The organism is Jannaschia formosa (genome assembly GCF_003340555.1).
Taxonomy (GTDB): domain Bacteria; phylum Pseudomonadota; class Alphaproteobacteria; order Rhodobacterales; family Rhodobacteraceae; genus Jannaschia; species Jannaschia formosa.
This window is the reverse complement of the sequence record NZ_QPLJ01000008.1, coordinates 41,005-57,827: the sequence shown is the minus strand read 5'-3', so window position 1 is coordinate 57,827 and position 16,823 is coordinate 41,005. Positions and strand designations below refer to the sequence as shown.

At 68.6% G+C, this 16,823-nt stretch carries 13 protein-coding genes and 2 tRNA genes; 6 read left to right on the top strand and 9 right to left on the bottom strand.

What is annotated here, in order from left to right; translation table 11 throughout:
• Nucleotides 1–5: 5 nt before the first annotated feature.
• Nucleotides 6–1,583, bottom strand: a complete 1,578-nt coding sequence (locus DR046_RS10560) for a L,D-transpeptidase family protein (RefSeq protein WP_115382347.1) — start codon at nucleotides 1,581–1,583, stop codon at nucleotides 6–8.
• 269 nt (nucleotides 1,584–1,852) lie between these two features.
• Between DR046_RS10560 and mepK the strand changes: the two genes are divergently transcribed.
• Complete coding sequence (gene mepK, locus DR046_RS10555) at nucleotides 1,853–2,428, top strand: peptidoglycan L,D-endopeptidase MepK (RefSeq protein WP_115382346.1); 576 nt, start codon at nucleotides 1,853–1,855, stop codon at nucleotides 2,426–2,428.
• A 58-nt stretch (nucleotides 2,429–2,486) separates the two neighbouring features.
• Here the strand turns inward: mepK and DR046_RS10550 are convergent, their stop codons facing one another.
• The 5 genes from DR046_RS10550 to ypfJ all read right to left on the bottom strand — a co-directional run bounded on the left by DR046_RS10550 (nucleotide 2,487) and on the right by ypfJ (nucleotide 7,725).
• A complete protein-coding gene (locus tag DR046_RS10550; protein WP_115382345.1) occupies nucleotides 2,487–3,575 on the bottom strand; it encodes an ABC transporter ATP-binding protein in 1,089 nt (362 codons plus the stop codon).
• Nucleotides 3,576–3,631: 56 nt separating this feature from the next.
• The gene (locus DR046_RS10545; protein ID WP_115382344.1) at nucleotides 3,632–4,063 is read right to left on the bottom strand and encodes a hypothetical protein; all 432 of its coding nucleotides are present in this window, start codon (nucleotides 4,061–4,063) and stop codon (nucleotides 3,632–3,634) included.
• 107 nt (nucleotides 4,064–4,170) lie between these two features.
• On the bottom strand, nucleotides 4,171–5,943 hold the full coding sequence (locus DR046_RS10540; protein WP_115382343.1) for a Hint domain-containing protein: 1,773 nt from the start codon (nucleotides 5,941–5,943) through the stop codon (nucleotides 4,171–4,173).
• A gap of 774 nt (nucleotides 5,944–6,717) precedes the next feature.
• Nucleotides 6,718–6,803 (bottom strand) — tRNA-Leu (locus tag DR046_RS10535).
• Between the two features lie 55 nt (nucleotides 6,804–6,858).
• A complete protein-coding gene (gene ypfJ / locus DR046_RS10530; RefSeq protein ID WP_115382449.1) occupies nucleotides 6,859–7,725 on the bottom strand; it encodes a KPN_02809 family neutral zinc metallopeptidase in 867 nt (288 codons plus the stop codon).
• 71 nt (nucleotides 7,726–7,796) lie between these two features.
• On the opposite strand from ypfJ, the gene DR046_RS10525 reads away from it, so the two are divergent.
• Nucleotides 7,797–8,375: a YqaA family protein gene (locus DR046_RS10525; RefSeq protein WP_115382342.1), complete on the top strand. Its 579-nt coding sequence runs from the start codon at nucleotides 7,797–7,799 to the stop codon at nucleotides 8,373–8,375.
• Nucleotides 8,372–8,836, top strand: a complete 465-nt coding sequence (locus DR046_RS10520; protein WP_115382341.1) for a disulfide bond formation protein B — start codon at nucleotides 8,372–8,374, stop codon at nucleotides 8,834–8,836. Before DR046_RS10525 ends, DR046_RS10520 begins: the two co-directional genes overlap by 4 nt.
• Before the next feature lie 95 nt (nucleotides 8,837–8,931).
• Here the strand turns inward: DR046_RS10520 and DR046_RS10515 are convergent, their stop codons facing one another.
• Entirely contained in the window at nucleotides 8,932–9,210 is a 279-nt protein-coding gene (locus DR046_RS10515; protein WP_115382340.1) for an usg protein, read from the bottom strand.
• Nucleotides 9,211–9,413: 203 nt separating this feature from the next.
• Here DR046_RS10515 and gyrA point away from each other — a divergent pair, with 203 nt between their 5' ends.
• The 3 genes from gyrA (at nucleotide 9,414) to DR046_RS10500 (ending at nucleotide 14,414) form a co-directional block, all read left to right on the top strand.
• Entirely contained in the window at nucleotides 9,414–12,197 is a 2,784-nt protein-coding gene (gyrA, locus tag DR046_RS10510; protein WP_115382339.1) for a DNA gyrase subunit A, read from the top strand.
• Between the two features lie 179 nt (nucleotides 12,198–12,376).
• Nucleotides 12,377–13,249 (top strand): 1-acyl-sn-glycerol-3-phosphate acyltransferase, encoded by an 873-nt coding sequence (locus DR046_RS10505; RefSeq protein ID WP_115382338.1) that lies wholly within the window; start codon nucleotides 12,377–12,379, stop codon nucleotides 13,247–13,249.
• Between the two features lie 139 nt (nucleotides 13,250–13,388).
• Entirely contained in the window at nucleotides 13,389–14,414 is a 1,026-nt protein-coding gene (locus DR046_RS10500; RefSeq protein ID WP_115382337.1) for a hypothetical protein, read from the top strand.
• Nucleotides 14,415–14,420: 6 nt separating this feature from the next.
• Here DR046_RS10500 and DR046_RS10495 read toward each other — a convergent pair whose 3' ends face one another.
• Together DR046_RS10495 and DR046_RS10490 are read right to left on the bottom strand one after the other, a co-directional pair.
• Nucleotides 14,421–16,199, bottom strand: a complete 1,779-nt coding sequence (locus tag DR046_RS10495) for a calcium-binding protein (RefSeq protein WP_115382336.1) — start codon at nucleotides 16,197–16,199, stop codon at nucleotides 14,421–14,423.
• Nucleotides 16,200–16,654: 455 nt separating this feature from the next.
• Nucleotides 16,655–16,741: transfer RNA gene (locus tag DR046_RS10490), tRNA-Leu, on the bottom strand.
• Nucleotides 16,742–16,823: the final 82 nt, after the last annotated feature.

Here is a 16,823-nt window from a genome sequence, read left to right as displayed (position 1 = left end):
GCGGATCAGCTGCGCTGCTCGGCCAGCTCCACCCCGGCGGCGCGCAGCGCGCTCAGCAGCTTGGCGTCCCGGCCATAGGGGTCGCCGCGATAGTTCGCGCGCCCCATCGGCGTGACCCAGGCCGACCAGTAGACGAGATGGACGCCGATCGGCTCTTCCAGGTTGACCCGGCGCTCGTTCCCGGTGCGCAGGATCGCCTGGAAATCGGCCTCGGGGGTCTCGGTCTGCGGCGCGAGCAGGTGATAGGCCAGTTCCAGCGGCCGCGCGACCCGGACGCAGCCGTGGCTGAAGGTCCTCAGATCGCGCGAGAACAGGTCCCGGGACGGCGTGTCGTGCAGGTAGATGTTCCACTGGTTCGGGAACATGAACTTCACCCGGCCCAGCGCGTTCCTCGGCCCCGGCGCCTGCTTGAGGCTGAACGGGAAGTTCGACGCGGTATACTGGCTGAAGTTGACGTTCGCGGGGTTCACACGGCCGGACCGGGAATAGACCTCCAGATGCCGCGCCCCGCCGCGGCGCAGGGCCGGCAGGTATTCGTTGACCGCGATGGAGCGGGGAACGTGCCAGTAGGGATTGATGACCATGTGGGTCATCGTGTGGCTGAACTCCGGCGTGCGGCGGTCGGGCGTGTCGGCGCCGACGACGACCACGGTGTCGAAGCTCACCTTTCCGTCGTCGACGACATAGGCGTGCTGCTCGGCGAGGTTCACCAGGATGTGCCGCGGCTCCAGCGGCTTGTTCATCCAGCGCTGACGCTCCAGCCCGACGACGATCTGCGCCATCCGGTCCTCCAGCGGCACGTTCAGCGCGCGCAGCGTCGCCTCGCCCACCTCGCCGTCGGGGGTGAGCCCGTGGTCGATCTGGAACTCCCGCACCGCCGCCGCCAGGGCAGCGTCGAAGGTCGCGACTGCACTGCGCCGGAGATAGCCCATGCGGATCAGCCGGTTGCGCAGCTCGACCACGGCCTCGCCCGAGGCGCCGATGGCGAGGCCGCCGCCTGACACCTCCGGACCCCAGCCGCCCGCATCGCGGATCCCGCGCAGCCGCAGCTTCTCGCGCAGCAGGCGCGTATAGGCCGGGGTCGTCGGCCAGAGGTCACGCACGAAGCGGTAGGGATCGCCCTCGGCGAAGGCGGTGATCTGCTCCAGCCAGTCGCGGCTGGGCACGGCGACCTTGATGCCGGGGTCGACCCGGCGCGGATCGACGATGCCCGACGACACGTCCTGGGCATAGCGCAGGAACCGGCGCGTCATCTCGACCTCCAGCGCGCCGCGGGCGGCGGGGGTCCGGGCGGCGGCGAAGTCGGCACGGATCGTCTGCGGATCGTAGCGCCCGATCGGAAGCCCGTGATCCGAAGCCGAATCGAGCGCCCAGAGGAAGGCCGCGCGCCGCTCGGCCGCGCCTTCGCCCATCCAGATCGGCGCAAAGTTCCGGCCGCGGTAGAAGGCGGCGATGGCGGCGTCGTCGCTCGCGGCCTCGGCCACCGCCTGCCGCATCGGCGTGACGAGGGGCGCCGCCTGCGCGGGCAGCGCGGCGAGGGCGAGCGGAAACGCCAGGACGGCGGCTTTCAAAAAGGAGCGCATGGTCAAAATCGTCTCAGATGGCAGTGCCTTGAGAGGGTACGTCACCGGGAGGGCGAGTCCATTCACGATTTCCTAAACCGGCCCGGCTAGACATAACTGCAACAGGCTTTTGGTTCCGGCGCCGAAACGGCTTGGCGAAAACTTGCTCAAAAGCCCGGGCTGTGGGTACGCATTGGTAGAATCAGAGCAGATCGTGTCACCTCCTCCGTGTCGCATGGGGATGAGACGTAAGAGGCCGCAAAGACGGTCGACAACGAAATGGGGCCAACGTGACGGACAGGAATAATCCGGGAGCGGCGCTATCGCGCCGTGGACTTCTGACAGCATTCGCAGCCACGGCGGTCGCCGCGGCACCAACGTACTCCAAGGCCGCAGGTTTCCTGCGCGGCGGGGGCGACATCCGGCGGATCAGGATGTCGAACGCCCGCACCGGCGAGACGATGGACACGATCTACTGGATCGAGGGACGCTACATTCCCGACGCCCTGGCGGAGGTGAACTTCTTCTTCCGCGACTGGCGCCGGAACGAGGTCAAGGCGATCGACAACCGCACGCTCGACATCATCGCGGCCACCCACGGCCTGGTCGACGCGTCGGAGCCGTTCCTTCTGCTGTCGGGCTACCGCTCGCCAGCCACGAACGCGATGCTGCGCAGCCGGTCCGGCGGCGTGGCGCGGAACTCGCTTCACCTCGTCGGTCAGGCGGCCGATGTCCGGCTATCCTCGCGCAGCGTCGCGCAGGTGGCAAGGGCGGCGCAATCCTGCGGCGCGGGCGGCGTCGGGCGCTATTCCGGCTCCAACTTCACGCATGTCGATTGCGGGGCCGTGCGGACCTGGGGCCGCTGATCTCCGGCTGATGACTCTGGAGGGGGGCTCGCTCGTGCGGCCCCCTCACCAAGGTCAGTCAGGCCGACACCGGCGACCGGCGGAAGACGAAGCAGCGATCCCGGCGGATCGACAGCCACAGCACCGTGCCCGGCTTGGGCAGGAACACCGCGGGCACCGTCGCGGTGACCCGGCTGTGCCCGTCGTCCATCAGGAATTCCACCAGCGACTCGCGTCCCATGAAGCGAGCCCTCAACACCGTACCGCGCGCGGGTGCCCCTTCCGCCGCGGTCGGGTTCGGGCCGCGCCCATGGCGGTCGAAGTCGAGCCGGACATGCTGCGGCCGGAAGACGATGTCCACCTCGGTCCCGTCGGGCAGGCCCGGCGCCAGGAACTGGCCGAAGGGCGTGTCGGTCAGGGCCCCGTGCACACGGCCCGGCAGGACGTTGACGTCGCTGAAGAAGGCCGCCGCGCGCAGGTCCACCGGCGCGTTGTAGATGTTGTAGGGCGCCGCCCGCTGCACGATCCGCCCGTCGCGCATCAGCGCGATCTCGTCGGCCATGCGCATCGCCTCGCTCGGCTCGTGCGTGACCAGCAGGACGGCCGTCCCCTCCTCCTTCAGCACGGCCAGCGTCGCGTCGCGGATCCCGTCGCGCAGGCGGTCGTCGAGGCCCGAGAAGGGCTCGTCCATCAGCATCATCGCAGGACGCGGCGCCAGCGCGCGGGCAAGTGCGACGCGCTGCTGCTCGCCCCCCGAAAGCTCGTGGGGATACTTGTCCTCGTAGCCGGCCAGATCGACCCGGGCCAGCAGGTCCAGCACCCGCGCATCCGAGGCAGCGCCACGTGGAAGGCCGAAGCCGATGTTCCGGGCGACGGTGAGGTGGGGGAACAGCGCGAAATCCTGGAACATCAGGCCGATGCCGCGTTCTTCGGGCGGCAGGTGCAGGCGGGGGCCCGAGACCTCTCGCCCGTCCAGCCGGATCGTCCCGGCATCCTGCCGGTCGACCCCGGCGATCAGGCGCAGCGTGGTGGACTTGCCGCAGCCCGACGGCCCCAGAAGGCAGGTGATCTGCCCCGCCGCGATGGACAGGTCGATGCCGTCCACGACGCGACGGCCGCCCAGCTCGCGGACCAGTCCCTCGATGCGCAGGCGCGGCTCCATCAACATACCCGACAAGTTCAGTCGGAGGCTGCTAACAGCGGTGCGCCCGCGCGGCAAGCGGGTCAGAGGACCTCGCCGACCTGCTTTTCCTGACGAGAGTAGAGGTAGATGAGGAAGCTGAGCAGCAGCACCAGCCCCAGCGTGACCCAGGGAAGCCAGCCGCCGCCGACCAGCGCGATCATCGTCGGATCTGCGAAGAACACCGCCCAGACCGCCAGCACGAACAGGAGGATGAACGAGATGCCCAGCATCCAGACCGCCGACCGCACATGCGCCAGCAGGCAGAGCGCGCCGAGCAGGGCCAGCGTCGCGTGCAGGGCCCAGACGCCGTGCACCCAGTCCGGGATGGCCTTGAGCCAGAGGATCTGTTCCGGCGGATAGAACTCCAGCCAGCCGGCGATGAGGCCGTAGGAGACCATCACGTATTCCGCCAGCGAAAGCGCGCCGAAGACCAGCGCGATCAGTCCCATGACGTAGAAGTGCCAGCGCCGCATGTTGCCTCCGAGTCAGCCGCCGACAGGGCCTAGCACGTATCGCGCGGCTCTCAAACAGAAAGGGGCGCGGTTCCCCGCGCCCCTCCCCCCAGGTGACCCGGCAGAGGTCAATGGGCAAGCAGCTCCGCTTCGCGGCGCTTCAGCGACCGGCGCGCGGCGACGTATCCGTCCAGCCCGTCCTCGTCCTGGAGTTCCGGGAACAGGGACAGAAGCTCCGCCCGCTGCGCGTCGTGCAGCCCGGCAAGAGAGCTGTCGCCCGGCTGGAAGCTCTCGGTCCAGGCGCCGTCGGACAGGATGACCTGATGGGCGTCGAACATGATGTGGATGTAGGACAGGTCGCGCGCGGCGAGCCGCTCGATCCCCGGGCGGCCGACGAGATGCTTGGCGGCGACCAGGACCTCCCGCTCCTCGAAGTAGAGCAGGGCGTCGTCGCCGACGATCAGCACGCGGTGTTGCGGCGAGACGATCATGTCGCGCTCCGGCAAGCCGTGGCCCAAGGCGCCCCGGCGGATCATCACCGGGCGGAACGCCTCGGTCGCGAGCATCTCGGCGGCGGTCAGGTCGCGGCGGCCGATCCAGCGGATTTCCTGGAGACCGTTGTCACGGGTGATCACGCGGTCGCCGACCTCCAGCGCCTCGACCGGAACCTCGCCCCGCGGCGTCGCGATCAGCGTCCCGGGGGTGAAGCAGGGCGGCGCCTTCTTGTCGTCGCAATCATCGCAGTCATCGCCTTTCGTGACGATCTTCTCGATCCCGTGGAACTCGGCGGTGGTGTGGTCGTCGAAGGTGATGACGCCGCTTTCCTTGTCGTCGGAGGTATAGTCGATCTTCGTGAACGTCACGCCGGACAGGTCCAGCGTGTCGCAATCCTCGCCCTCCTCGCCGCCGAAGATCGTGTCGCCGGAGGTGGCGCCGCGGATCAGGTCGCTATCCGCGCCACCGTCCATCTTGTCGGCGCCCTCGCCACCCTTCAGCGTGTCGTGGCCCGCGTCGCCGGTCAGCGTGTCGTCGCCCTCGCCGCCGAGGACGCAGTCGTCGCCGTCCTCGCCGAAGACCATGTCGTTGCCACGGTCGCCGGACAGCGTGTCGTTGCCCTCACCTCCCCAGATCCAGTCGTCGCCGTCCTGGCCGTTGACGCAGTCGTCGCCGCGGAACGTCTGGATCTCGTCCATCTCGCGGCCGCCGAAGACGGTGTCGTTGCCGAGTCCGCCGGTGATCGTGTCCATCCCGGCTTCGCCATAGAGCAGGTCGTCCCCGTCCTCGCCGCGCACGTGATCGTTGCCCGCGCCCGCGAAGACGGTGTCGTTCCCGCCGCCGGCGGTGACGAAATCGGCGTCGCCCGTCGTGCCCTTGACGCCGATGGCGTCGCCGCCGTCGATCACGTCGCCATCCTCGTCGACATAGGTCTCGTCGATCAGATCGCCCGCGGCGGTGCCGTTGACGATTCCGTCGGGCGCGATGGCCTTGACGAAGACCAGGTCGTCGATCCCGCCGGAGCCGGTGAAGTGGACCTCCATCTCGCGGGCACCGGGGACCTCGAACGCGATCTCGAGCGACTCGCCTTGGCCGGAGGTGAACTTCTGCTGGAAGAGGATCCGGCCGGCGGCGTCGTAGACCGTGACCCAGGCCCCTTCCTCGACGTCGCTGAGGGTGACGCCGTGCAGGATGACCTTCTCGTCGAAGTCGAAGGTGACGGCGGATCCGGGCTCCGAGGGGGCAATGTAGCCGCCGGCCGCGACTGCCGGATTGGCGCCGCTGGAGCTGACGGTGACGCCCTGGCCGGCATACTGATCGGTGACCGATGTGCCGTCGGTCAGGCCGTCGAAGTCGATCGTGGTCTTCGGGGTATCCGGGATCGTCGTGGTGGGCGTGTCGGACATGGCAGGGCTCCTTAAAGCGCGCGCAGTTGCAGGCCGCGCGCGACGGCCGAACGGGAAAAACGAGGGAACGGATGGCCGACCGGCGGCCCGGTCCGGCTGAGGCCGGTCTGGTCGCTCGGTCTCTGGAACATCATGGCAACGGCACTCCGCTCGGTCCTTGGGGCCCGAAAAGGAGGTCGATCGCACTGCCGTGACCGGAAATCCGCGCGTACGGGCGCTAGAGGACGCGATCGACCCGGAGCATGGCCTCCGCCGAATGGCGGCAATCCCGTCGCTCCGTCGCTCGCGTCCGGCAGGACACTCGTCAAACGCGGCCACCCCCGTGGCCAGCAGACTTCGCCCCCCTTTAGTTGGGCGTGCCTTGAAATTAGCCCATAGGGAGGCGCCGAGGAAGAGGATTGCGGCAAGCGAGGGTTAATTCCGCCGCGCCCAGGCCCCTGATCTGCCGCCTTTGCGTCAAATTCAGCGAAAAGTCTCGGGGGATCTTCTCGCGTTTGGAAACAATGGGATGGGCCCCGACCCCCTTGGATGACGCCCATCGCGCGATGGAAGCCGTTATTTCACACATATTCCCGTGGGTCGGAGCTGGCCGGGCCTGCATCGCCCGACGAAAATTGTTTCGGGAAGGCGCGTGGTTTGCGGCCTGGTCCGGCCGTTTACGAAAATTGTCTGTTTCCGTCCGGCCCGATCCCGCTGCGCACGACCGGATGCCGGGCGGGCGACGGTGGAAGCACGGCAGCCCGAATCGTTTCCACATTTTCAGGGGGATCGGCGTGGTACCCGTGGCCGGACTCGAACCGGCAAGCCTTGCGGCGGCGGATTTTGAATCCGCTGCGTCTACCGAATTCCGCCACACGGGCCCGATCGCCGCTTCCGGGCGTAGCGCCGGGCGTGACGGGCGTCAATCGCGCCCGGTCAGAGTTGCTCGGCCGAAAAGGTGTCGCAGGCGCGGATATCCGCCTGCTCATAGCCGATCTCGAACCACCGCGCACGCTGCTCCGAGGTGCCGTGGGTGAAGGTATGCGGTCGCACCACGCGCCCCGCCTCGCGGGCGAGCGTATCGTCGCCGATCTGACGTGCGGCGTTGACCGCCTCCTCTAGGTCGCCGCGGTCCAGCGTGCCGAAGCGGTCCTGCGCGTTGCGCGCCCAGATGCCCGAGTAGCAATCCGCCTGAAGCTCCAGCCGCACCGAGATCGCGTTGCTCTCGACCTCGCTCGACTGGGCGCGGATCCGGTTTGCCTGCCCGAGGATGCCGAGCTGGTTCTGGACATGGTGGGCGATCTCGTGGGCCACGACGTAGGCGGCCGCGAAGTCGCCGCCCGCACCGAGCCGCCGCTCCATCGTCGTGAAGAAGGCGGTGTCGAGATAGGCCCTGCGGTCGACAGGGCAGTAGAATGGCCCCGTCGCGCCCGAGGCGCCGCCGCAGGGCGATTGCGTGACCTCGCTGAACAGGACCAGCGTGGCGGGCTGATAGGGCTCTCCGACCTGGCGGTCGAAGATATCGGCCCAGACCTCCTCGGTGTCGGCGAGGACGACCGAGACGAACTCGCCCTCCGCACGCTCGGCCTCGGTGAGCGCGCGGGTCTCCACCGGGCCGCCCGTCTGCGGCCCCTGCCCCGCGCCGCCGATCAGGGGCGAGACGTCGACTCCGAGGAACCAGCCGATCAGCAGGATCGCCAGCAGACCCAGCCCGCCGACGCCCCCGGCCATGCCGCCGCCGCGATGGATGCGGCCGCGCCGATCCTCGATGTTGAGGCTGCCCCTCCGACCCTTCCAGCGCATCGGCGTCTCCTTGAACATCTTCCAGGACGAACCGCCTTGACTGTTTCAGGGTTCCGTGAAACCGCCAAGCCATGATCCGCCGCCTCTACGACTGGACGCTCGAGCTTGCCGCTCATCCGAACGCGCTCTGGGCGCTGGCGCTGGTCAGCTTCGCCGAGAGCTCGGTGTTCCCGATCCCGCCGGACGTCATGCTGATCCCGATGGTGATCGCGACGCCGCATCGCGCCTTCCTGATCGCCTTCGTCTGCACCGCGGCTTCGGTCGCCGGCGGGCTTGCGGGCTATGCCATCGGCGCCTTCGCCTTCGACACCATCGGAGAGCCGGTGCTGACCGCGCTGGGCAAGGCCGACAGCTTCGCGGGCTTCACCGAGCGCTACAATGAATACGGCGCCTGGGCGGTGTTGATCGCCGGGATCACGCCCTTCCCGTTCAAGGTCATGACGATCCTGTCGGGCGCCACGGGACTTTCGTTGCCTGTCTTCATCGTCTCGTCGGTGGTCGCGCGAGGCTTCCGCTTCTTCCTCGTCGCGGCGCTCTTGTGGAAGTTCGGCCCGCCCATCCGCGACTTCATCGAGCGACGCCTCGGTCTGATGTTCACGCTGTTCTGTGCCCTGCTCATCGGCAGCTTCGCCTTCGTGAGGGTGCTGTGACCCGCGCGGCGTGGATCGCGGCGGCCACGGTCGGTCATGCCGGCCTGCTGGGCGGGGCCTTCCTGTTCCAGACCTTCGGCTACGCGCCCTGCGCAATGTGCCTGTGGCAACGCTGGCCGCATGCGGCGGCGATCCTGCTCGGCGTTCTGGCGCTGTCGGGGGTCGCGCCGCGGATCACCGCGGCGCTGGCGGGAATTGCCGCGCTGACCACCTCCGGGATCGGCGTCTTCCATGCCGGCGTCGAGCAGGACTGGTGGGAGGGCCCGTCGAGCTGCTCCGGCGGCGGCGACCTCTCCGGCTTCTCGGGCGCCGACCTGCTCAGCACCGACATCGCGGATACCGTCGTGATGTGCGACGAGATCGTCTGGCAGTTCCTCGGCCTCAGCATGGCCGGCTGGAACGCAGTCCTGTCGCTCGGCCTGGCCCTTGTCTGGGCGGGCGCCGCCGCCCGCCGCCAGTAGTCTTCCGCCGAGACCCGTGCTGCCCTCCCATGGCCGAGGGCGCCGGGAACCTGGCGTGGACGACGGAGACCCGTTCGGCACGCGACGCCTTTGGCTCAGTGCACCCGGAACTCGCCGGTCACATGCCGCCATTCGCCCGGCGCGATCAGCTTGCGATGGGTGAAGCGGACCGAGTGGAGAGGACCCTCGATCTCCTCTCCCCAATACTCGATGAACTTGAACAGGCGCGGATGGTCGGGCGCGAGATCGTAGTCCTGCCAGACGAAGGTATTGAGCACATGCGGATGGTCGGGCATCCGGTAGTACATCTCGGCCGTGGTCAGCCCATAGCCGGAGAGCATCAGTTCGGTTTCGCTTCGGGGATCTTGCGTCATCGCCGCTCCTTTCTTTCCGATTCTTTTCCTCCCTCTGGAACAGCTTGGCACGAACCCGCTAACGGTCAATAAAAACAATCTGTTGGCAATCTGATTGACTGGCTGCCAAGGGTTGCCCCGGCGATACGTTGAGACCATATACGGTAGGTGCTACACGGCGTAGCAACGAGATATCGACCCCGTCCCGGCGGGGGGAGGCGAGCATGAGTGACGACGACAACACAGGCCCCGACACGCCCGAGGACGATCAGGGTCCCTCGCGCCAGGTCATGCCGCATGACGGCCCGACCGTGGCCATCGTCGACGAGATGCGGGCCTCGTTCCTCGACTATGCAATGTCGGTCATCATCTCCCGCGCGATCCCCGATCTGCGCGACGGGCTGAAGCCCGTGCATCGGCGCATCCTCTACGCGATGCACGAGACCGGGAACACGCATGACAAGCCCTATCGCAAGTCGGCGCGCCCGGTGGGCGACGTGATGGGCAAGTACCACCCGCATGGCGACTCGGCGATCTACGAGGCGCTGGTCCGCATGGCGCAGCCCTTCTCGATGTCGCTGCCGCTGCTCGACGGCCAGGGCAACTTCGGCTCTATGGACGGGGACAATGCCGCGGCCATGCGCTACACCGAGGTGCGGATGGACAAGCCGGCCGGCGCGCTGCTGGCCGATATCGACAAGGACACGGTCGACTTCGTCGACAACTACGACGGCAAGGACCGGGAGCCGTCGGTCCTGCCCGCACGCTTCCCGAACATGCTGGTCAACGGCGCGGGCGGCATCGCCGTCGGCATGGCGACCAACATCCCGCCGCACAACCTGGGGGAAGTTATCGACGCCTGCCTCGCGCTGATCGGGGATCCGGACCTGACGAGCGAGCAGCTGATGGCGAGCTACGTCCCCGGCCCCGACTTCCCGACCGGCGGCATCATCCTGGGCCGGTCCGGCATCCGGAAGGCCTATCTGGAGGGGCGCGGCTCGGTCGTCATGCGCGCGAAGACCCGGGTGGAGGAGATCCGCAAGGACCGCTTCGCCATCGTCGTCGACGAGGTGCCCTATCAGGTCAACAAGGCCACGATGATCGAGAAGATCGCCGAGGCCGCAAAGGAACGCCGGATCGAGGGCATCGCCCATGTCCAGGACGAATCCGACCGCCACGGCGTTCGCGTCGTCGTCGAGCTGAAGCGCGACGCGACGCCGGACGTCGTGCTGAACCAGCTCTTCCGCTTCACGCCGATGCAGACCTCGTTTCCGTGCAACATGCTGGCGCTGAACGGCGGCCGGCCCGAGCAGCTGACGCTGCGCGGCTTCCTCACGGCCTTCCTCGACTTCCGCGAGGACGTGATCGCCCGCCGCACGGCCTATCTGCTCAACGAGGCGCGGGACCGGTCGCACATCCTCTGCGGCCTCGCCGTCGCCGTGTCGAACGTCGACGAGGTGGTGGCGACCATCCGGGCTTCGGCCGATGCCGCCGAGGCGCGCGTCAAGCTGATGGAGCGGCGCTGGCCCGCGGGCGACATCCTGCCCTATATCGAGCTGATCGACGACCCGACCCACAAGCCGAACCCGGACGGCACCTACAACCTGTCGGAACGTCAGGCCCGCGCCATCCTCGACCTGCGCCTGCAGCGCCTGACCCAGCTCGGCGTCAAGGAGGTGACGGACGAGCTCGAGGCGCTGGCCGCGAAGATCCGCGACTATCTCGACATCCTGGGCTCGCGCCAGCGCATCCTCGACATCATCTCCGACGAGCTGCGTGAGGTCCGCGCCCAGTTCGCCGTCGATCGCCGCACCGAGATCACCGACTGGTCCGGCGACATGGAAGACGAGGACCTCATCGAGCGCGAGGACATGGTCGTCACCATCACCGCCGGCGGCTATGCCAAGCGCACGCCGCTCGGCGAGTTCCGCGCCCAGCGGCGCGGCGGCAAGGGCCTCGGCGGCATGGCCACCAAGGAGGACGATGTCGTCACGACGCTCTTCGTGGCCAACACGCACACGCCGCTGCTGTTCTTCACGACCGACGGGATGGTCTACAAGCTCAAGACCTGGCGGCTGCCGCAGGGCGGGCGCACGGCGCGGGGCAAGGCGCTGGTGAACCTTCTGCCGATCCAGATCGGCACCGGCATCGCGGCGATCCTGCCCATCGACCGCGACGAGGACCATTGGGACGAGCTTCAAGTCGTCTTCGCCACCGACCAGGGCACGGTGCGGCGCAACGCGCTGTCGGACTTTGCGAATGTCATGCGCAACGGCAAGATCGCCATGAAGTTCGAGGGCGAGACCGAGGGCTGGCGGCTGATCAACGCCCGCATCGCGTCGAACGACGACGACGTGATGCTTGTCACCCGCTCGGGCCGCGCGATCCGCTTCCCGGCGACGGACGTGCGCATCTTCAACTCGCGCGCCTCGGTCGGCGTCCGCGGCATCCGGCTGGGCGAGGACGACGCCGTCGTCTCGATGGCCGTGATCCGGCATTTCGACGCCACCTCGGAAGAGCGGACCGCCTACCTGAAGATGCGCCGCGCGATGGCGGGTCTCGCCGACGATGCCGAGGGCGAGGAGGAGGAGGCCCCGGCCGACCCGAACTTCTCGAACGAGCGCTATGTCGCGATGTCCGCTGCCGAGGACCTGATCCTGACCATCACCGAGGGCGGGGCCGGAAAGCTCAGTTCGTCGCACGATTATCCCGTGCGCGGACGCGGCGGCATGGGTGTCAGCGCGCAGGACAAGGCAGCGCGGGGCGGGGCCATCGTCTCGGCCTTCCCGGTGGACATGGACGACCAGATCATGCTCGCCACCTCGACTGGCCAGTCGATCCGCGTTCCGGTCGACGGCATCTCCTTCCGCTCGCGCAGCGCGGGCGGGGTGCGGGTCTTCGCCACGCGCGGCGGCGAGAAGGTCGTGTCCGTCGCCCGCGTCGCCGATTCGAGCGAGCAGGCGATCACGCCGGACGGCGAAAACGGGGAGCCGGACGAGGCCGGATGAACCCGGCCGGGCCGCCCGACTGCGGCGGCCCAAACCGACCGGCAAGCACCCGCCCATCCGGCCAAGACCAGTAGACAGTTACGAATCCCGGTGGAATTGACCCTATGTCGCCTCTAATTTGGGCAGTAGAGACATGAGGGCGTCATATCCCCGTGACCTCCCCTTGCAAGGAGCACGCCATGCGTGACCGCCTCGACCCAATGATCGCCGAACGGGCCCCGTGGCTGTTCCGCCCCTCGCTGTCGGCGCGGGCGGCGCGTCAGGTGCTCGACAAGTTGCTGGCCTACGAACGCTCGGTCGAGATCGGAACGAGCTATGTCGACCTCTCCGTGCAGGACATCATGGCCGACCTCGCCCGCCGTATCGCCCGGCGCGTCACCGTCGAGGGACTGGAGAACGTGCCCGCCACCGGCCGGGCACTCATCGTCGCCAACCACCCGACCGGCATCGCCGACGGCATCATCCTGCATGACCTGCTGCTGCGCCGCCGCCCCGACGCCTTCTACTACGCGAACGCGGACATCCTGCGGGTCCTGCCGCAGTTCCAGGAAATCATCGTGCCCGTCGAATGGCGCGAGGAGAAGCGCACCGTCTCCAAGACCCGCGAGACGATGACCCTCACGCGACAGGCGCTGGAGCAGGAGCGGCTGGGCGTCATCTTCCCGTCCGGCCGCCTCGCCAAGCGGCGCGGCCTGCGCCTGCACGAACGCCCGTGGATGGCCTCGGCCGCGATGATCGCGCGCAAGTTCGAGCTGCCGGTCATCCCGATCCATATCCGGGCCCGCAACTCGGCGATGTTCTACGCCTTCGACGCGATGCACCCGACGCTGCGCGACATCACCCTGTTCCACGAGACCCTGAACAAGGACGTGCAGCCCTATCACGTCACCGTCGGCCGCCCGCTCGACGGGGCGGCGCTGGCGAAGGATGCCCATCTCGGCATCGAGCAGCTGCGGGAGGCCACGCTACGGCTCGGCTCCCGCCGGGGGGGCGAGATAAGCCTGACCGACACCCGCCCCGCCTGGCGCCCCCGGCGTCCGCGCCCGGCCTGACCTCAGCCCATCTGACCTGAACACGCCCGACCTCGACCGGGGCCCGACACCGAGCGGCCCGAAAAAGGCCGTTCCGTGCCCGTCCTCCCGCCGGAATGGTGATCGAGCTTCGCAGACGCCCGAAGGAGGCGTCTGCCAGATGTTCTTGGACCGTTATTCGTTTCGACAGATCGCCGACCCCCGCGCCGTCCGCGAGGGGTGGGAGCGACTGCGCAACCGCCGCGGACCGGACTTCGACCGGACGCTCGGCCAGCCGATGGTCCGCGAGGGCCTGGCCGCGCTGCATGACGGCGACTGGGATATGATCGGCGCGATCTATCGCGAGCAGGCCGCCGACGACCGCTATCTCTGGATCGAGCTGATGAGCGCGCTCTGGCCGCTGCGCCGCCCGCTGCCCACGGGCGCGCGGCGAGGGCCGGCGCTGACCGTCGCGGGCGGCTTGCTGGTCGGGCTGGCCTGGCGCCACGGCGGCACCGGCCCCGCCCACCTGCCGTCTGGGACGCAGCGCGCCGAAATGGTGGACGGCCTGCGCCATGCGCGGCTGGCGCTCGAGATGGCGCGTCAGGCGGACGGTCCAGACGTCGTCGCGCTGGGCTTCGCGCTGCGCGCCGCGATGGGCCTGTCGGATCACGAGGGCGTCGCTGCGCAGACCGACCTGCTTCGCGCCACCGCGGAGCCCTGCCTCGCCGCCGACCTCGCCCTGCTGACGGCCTGGGAGGCCAGGTGGGGCGGCTCGCAACAGGACATGTGGGCCGTCATCCGCGACCGCGAGCGTCAGGGGCCGGCCTGGATCGCGCTCGACATGCGCGGGAGGCTCGAGGATTGCGTCTGGCACGAGCACATGAGCGAGGAGCCAGGCGTCGCCGAGGCCCACCGCGCCCGCCGCGAAGACCCGTGCTACACCGCCGAGATGCTGCAACTGCAGGCGGGTGCGCTGCGCGGCCTCGCGCGCGACCAGCCCCGCGCGCGGCGCCTGATCGCGCACAACGTCATCGGCGCCTCGATGGCCTGCCTCGTGTCGTGGCAATTGGCCGCCCCGCATCTGGAGGCGATCGGTCCGCACCTGGCCGAGGGCGCCTGGGCGCAGGTCGAGGACGTGTCTGACCCGGCCCGCGCCCTCGCCCGCCTGCGCCGGCGGGCGGGGCTGGAGCCGCTCGCGGCCTGAAGGGCCTCAGAGGAAGATCGCGTCCGAGACCGACAGGTCGCCCTTCTGGACGCCGAGCAGGGTGAGGATGTCGCCCTCGCCGAAGTCGATTGTGACGTCCTCCCCGTCCTGCGTGATCTCCGTCGCCCGGATCAGCGCCCGCCCCCCGCCGATGCCGTCGAAGGCGAACTCCACCCGGTCGGAGCCGATCTCGAAATCCTCGATGACGTCCGCGCCATGGCCCTTCGCATAAATGAAGACGTCGCCGCCTTCTCCACCGCGAAGCAGGTCGTCTCCCGCCCCGCCATCGATCCGATCCGCGCCCGGGCCGCCGCGTACGGTGTCGTCCCCGGCCCCCGGAGCGGCCCCGATCTCCACGGGGTCGGACGTCAGGTCGACGTCGTTTCCGAGACCGCCCCGCGCCGCGACGACGGCGTCGATGCGGGTGCCCACATCCTCGGCGGTGGCCAAGTAGGTCAGAGCATTCGCTCCCTCTATCTCCTGTCCGTCCCGAAGCCAGCGGATGTCGATCTCGTCGCCGAGCCGCCAGTAGCCGTTGCCGTCGTCGATGCGCGCCTCCAGCAGGCTGCCGCTGGTCCGCACGCCAAGGATCTCGACCGCCCCGGCGCTGTCGGGCAAAACTCGCCTCTGCTCGAACTCGTCGATGAAGGTCTCGACGACGACGCCATTCTCGAAGGTGAGAGTGGCACCGACCGATAGGGTCTTCCCCGCAAGGTCTGCCGTCGGCGTGAACCGGCGACCGTTGGCGCCCTCGATCGCTGTCAGGTCGATCACGGACCCCGCGAACCACTGTATCTCGATCCGGTCGAGGTCGACATTCGAGTCGATGCGCCCCGAGACGGTCAGGGTCTCGCCGACCGTAACGTCGAAATAGTCGCCATCCTCGGTCGTGATGAAAGCCTCGACATGGAACTGGGTTATCGGGGTCTGGTCATAGGTGCCTTCCCCCAGCACGTCAGGCGACAGCTCCCGCGCCACGACCTCCGCGTTGCCGTCCCGATTCTCCTGCCAGGCGAAGAGCAGGTCCCCGTCCGACAGCTCGGTCACGGTGGGCAGCCGTTGCGGAGCGGCGCCCTCGGCGATCACGACATTGCCGCCCTGTTGATCGCCGTCTGCATCGACCAGTTGTGCGAAGACGTCGCCATTCACCGACCAGGTGGCCACGAACCCGCCATCGTCGAGGACGGTCGCCGCATAGTCGTCGGCGGCAGTCACCGACAGGTCCTCGTAGAGGCGGATCGGCCCGCCGAAATTCACGATCACGCCCCGTCCCCGGTCCTCGATCGAGACGAGGTAGGCGTGCAGGGACGAATAGGTGTCGGGGACGCGGTAGTAGACGCTCAGGTCAAACGAATCCAGATAACCCTCTATATAGCCGTCGAAGTTCTCGAACGGATCTCGGACCAGCAGAAGCGCCTTGTCGCGCCCGACACGAAAGGCCTGGCTGTCTAGCCCGTCGAGGTCGACATCCTGAAGCCAGCTGAGATTGTAGTAACCCCGCCCGGCCCCTCCGCTTGCCTCCGACCCGTTGGCCCGCTCGGCGAGACCTCTCGCGTCGAAGAACTCGATCCAGCGGTCGCGCTCCAGAGGAACGTGCTGCGGCCCCACCTGCTCGCCCGGCCGGATGCTGTCGTCGCGCGCGAAGACGACCGACGGCTCCCAGGTATTGTCGACCCGGTCGTCACCCGCGTCGACGCCCAGCACCTGCACGACGAAGCCGCCCTCCCCGCGCGCCTCGATCCGGGTGTCGAGATAGCGCCCCTGCTCCGCCGGCCGCGACGCCATCGTGAACGGACCAGAGAGCGCGCCGCCCCCCGCGTCGAAGCGCTGCCCCAGGACGTTCGTCCGAAGAGCGCCCCCGGAGAGGTCTCGGCCAGCCAGGAGACGAGCAGGCTGCCGTCGCCCAGCGGTGTGACCTCGGGCCCGCGGGCCGCCGACCAGGCGCCGTCGATCGCGGTTTCCGGTCCGAGGGCGCCATCCGCCTCGCGCAGGCGCAGCACGATCTCGAACGGTCCGCCGTCGCGGCGCGACTGGTAGGCGATCGCGGCGCGTCCATCGGCCAGCCCCGCGACATGCGCGTTTCCGTCGGTATCGGGATTGGGGGCGTTGACGAGAAAAGGTTGGGACATGGAAAGACCTGTTTCGAATTGCACTTCGCGCAGCCTGTCAGACCGTCCCCGATCCAACAACTGCACGGCAAACGAAAACGCCGCCCCGAAGGGCGGCGCTGTCCTTGCTCATGGTGCGGTCGAGAAGACTCGAACTTCCACGGGAGTTACCCCACAGCGACCTCAACGCTGCGCGTCTACCAATTCCGCCACGACCGCATCGTGAGCGAGGCCGCGTGTAACGGCGCCCGCGCGGAATGGAAAGAGGGTTTTTCACGCGGAGCCCATCCCGTTGCCACCG